This window comes from Pseudogemmobacter sp. W21_MBD1_M6 (genome assembly GCF_052119585.1).
GTDB lineage: Bacteria > Pseudomonadota > Alphaproteobacteria > Rhodobacterales > Rhodobacteraceae > JBGQOJ01.
Genome location: NZ_JBGQOJ010000064.1, coordinates 1 through 3,434, shown reverse-complemented (window position 1 = coordinate 3,434; position 3,434 = coordinate 1). Strand labels below are relative to the sequence as shown.

The window sequence follows — 3,434 nt, the reverse complement described above, 5'->3', positions numbered from 1 at the left end:
CCATGGGTTCGTTCTCCTGCGCCCTCAAGTGTAAACTTTAGCCAGTCAATTGTCTCACGCTTATTGGCACAGAGGGCGACGAATTGATGCCGGTCGACAATCCGTCGATTCTGGCCGAAATGGCGCGCGACTACCTGTCGTTGGAGGACGTTCGTCCCTATCTCTGCTCGTCGGACGAAATGACCCTTGGCAACCCCGACTGCATGTCATTTTCCGACGCGAGTTTCGCTTATTCATTGGGCGGAGGTCAGCTTGATCCTCCGGGAGACCTGCCGCGAGAATCTGCTTTTCTATGGTGGCGCGGTGCGAACGAGTTCGAACGGCGTCGGAACATTGCAGCATTCATTGCCGCTAACGGGCTGCGCGACCGGATCATTGCGACCGCACCCACAACGCCGGTCCGGCTCGTGTATCCGAGGCAAACCGTCGTGGGAGCCTATGACTTCGCGGCCTCAGCCTTTCCTGTTTTCTCGGGTATGACGGGTGACGGTCCTGCATCGATCAAACCGCCAGGAAGCAGGCCCGTTGCTGTCGACCTCGGTGATCTCGGCCGACCCATCGCGGTTCCGCCAGCAGCAGCAGAAGCCCTGTTGAGTGAATTGCAACGCAATGAAAGCGGCGATCCTGTGATCTACATCGGATTTGCAGTCGACCTGATGCCGGATCAGCCTCGCTTAAGACAGCCGCGCTGGACCGCGCAGCTAATATTTGCGGGATACTTTTTGGATGCGGCTTTGAGCCGGCCGCTCGAAACCGCCGCCGCGTTGTCGGGAGGGGCGCAGTCGCCCACGTCTCAACCGCCGCCTGACGACGCTGCGACCGGCAACGTCGTATCGGACAGCGCGATGCGCGATTTCCAACTCAAACTCGAAGACGGAAGAATCGTCATCGACTACTCCGGTTACCGGGAACCGACTGCCACGGCGCGCGAAGGCGTTATACATATCGTGGCCAGCGCCGCCCGCGCTATCGTGAAATCCGCCGAGGAAGGTGAGAATGGCTACAACCTTCGTCTACTCACGGCAATTTTGAACAACGAAACCAGGGTCCGGTATTTCAATGACAGAAACGGTTTTGCCGGACAGGACGAGTTTGCTGTCCAGCGCAATCGGCAGTCTTTCCGGAGCGAGGTCGCGCCGCGCCTGATCGCGGAAGCACCGGCATTGCCGATTCCGATGCGTCTCTATCTCGCCGCGACTCTGGAGGATTACGACTTCGAAAAGCAGGGGTTTCCTGTCCGTACCTTTCAGGACCCGGGCTATATGGTCAACGGTATTCCATTCAGCTTGAAGTCGTCCTTCGATCTCACGCCAGACTTTTTGCCGATGCCGCCCGACGCTGCCGAAAGGCTTGTCAGCATTCAGACGTCCGACCCCAGGTTGCGTATTGATTTCGAGGTTGTGGCAACAGAACTAGAAGGAATGCATGTCGTTACGACCGCCCGACCGATTGCCGTGGCGCTAGTGACAGGCGAGACGGGCGACACTGTCCATTTTCAGAAGAGCTATGTCGGCGAGAACGCAAACGAGACTGGCGCGCTCACCCAGGCGGCACTCGCCTATCTCGGGCCGGAGCGTGCCTCCTCCGGAATCCCACGGCAACCGACCGCCTTTCCAATCATGGGCGTGGCTCCGGGCATGACGCTTGACGCCGCGCTAAAGGCGCTGTCCGAGGACTTCTCGGCAGGCGAAACCTCCGTCTCTGACGGTATTGTGCGCGCCGAGCATGGCCTCTGCCGTTATGATGGTATCGACAGCGGCAAGATCGAAGATGAACTTGGCACGATTTGCCTGGTGGCCCGTGTGGCAGAGGGCCGTATTTCTCGCGTGATGCTGAGGCAGGTTGTGACGACGGGTCTTGTGTCTGAAACTCTAAACGCGTGGAAAAAATCGTTCGGCGCTGCGGTCAGTCGCAGTGATGGTGCCGCGCCGAGCGGTGCGATCAGGCGCGAGTTCCTTGGGTGGGGTGCGGAACTTCACACGCCCCGCGAAGCCCTTGGCCGCGCCGATATTGAGATGATATCGCACGAGGCAGAGCTTGATGTTACCTACCTATCACCGAGTGCCAGCGTGGTGGTGGCACGAAGTGATTTTGCGACGGAATCGCGAGCAGCGACAATATCTGCCGCCGCGCCGAAACCGGCACCAAACCCGGTGCCCGAGTCAGGTTCGAATGTTGACGCAGAGATCCTGTCGATCCTGGGTATCCGTTTGGGGGCCAGCCGCGATGCCGCACTCCAACTGATCGCTGACTCAGATGAGATCGTCTATCAGGTAGGCTTCACTGCCTCCAAACCAGAGGCAATCGACGAAAACGCGGATGCAATTGCGCTAGCATCTGGTGAATGGTTTGTCCTGCATTACGACACTGCTGCGGACCCGCGAAATGTTATCGGCGTGGTACGGCGAATTCGAGTCGATTCCAGCATTCCAATGGAAGCCATACAGGTGGCCATGACAGATGCCTACGGTGCACCCACATGGGAAGAAGCGAGCGGAGGTAGCTGGACAGAGTGGCACTGGCGCACCGATGGTTCAAAGACGCGTTGCAACCTGATCGACTGGCGGGACGGCACGATGTTCGGCGGTACGCAGGCCGACCAACAGGGCGACATAACACGGGTGCCGATGGCCCAAGGGCGTAGTGGCGGCAACAATAGATCGTTCATTCAGGTGGCAGATTTGGTGACATTCATCGACGCCGCTCTCAAACATAGTGAGTCAAATCAGGCCAAGCTCTCGGCGTGTCCCGCAGCACTTGATGCGACGTTCATGGAATCCATGACGGGCGAGCATACGATCTTGATGCGGCTTGTCGATCCGGTGGCTTTTGACGCCGCAAGCAGGGCGGTATCCGCCAATCAGCCTACGGCATCATTCAATATACAGCTCAAATAATGTCACCCGAGGCGACCAACGCGCGCGCCTGACTGTTGCCCCGCGTCGTCCATCTAAGGAAAGTCGTCAACTTGTGAAGAATGCGACCGAGCAAAGTCCGTTCTTCAAATTCCTGATAATTTCAAGCGCGTCATCGCCAAAAGGCTCGGCAGGCGCGACCTCATCGCGAAAGTGGATGACGGCTACTGAAGGGCATCAGATCACAGTGGGCTGCCTTTATGTCGATGTAGTCCGAAGGCCGATCAAAAACCTGCACCTTGGTGTTCAGCTACCCCCTCCCATGGTTCCTCCTCGGCCTTATCCGTATACGGGGGGGCTTAGCGCGCCATTTCGCTAGCGCGTGGCTTTTTCACCGGGGAATCCACTTTGAAGCCACCTTGGCCGATAGAAAAAATAAACTGATTCAATTACAATGGGTTGGGCGCAAAGAAATAGCTTTTCAGGTGGATTTTACTATTCTAGCAAGAATCCACCCAAGCCAAAATCGAGCCAGTTTAGCCAGCCAGGGAAGCCACCCTCTTTGCGCTCGTTTCGCGG

1 protein-coding gene is annotated in these 3,434 nt (G+C 57.6%); it reads left to right on the top strand.

Features of this window, described 5'->3' with window-relative positions; translation table 11 throughout:
* Window positions 1-86 precede the first annotated feature (86 nt).
* Window positions 87-2,897 (top strand): hypothetical protein, encoded by a 2,811-nt coding sequence (locus tag ACEN2R_RS20795; RefSeq protein WP_442044834.1) that lies wholly within the window; start codon window positions 87-89, stop codon window positions 2,895-2,897.
* The last annotated feature ends 537 nt before the right edge of the window (window positions 2,898-3,434 follow it).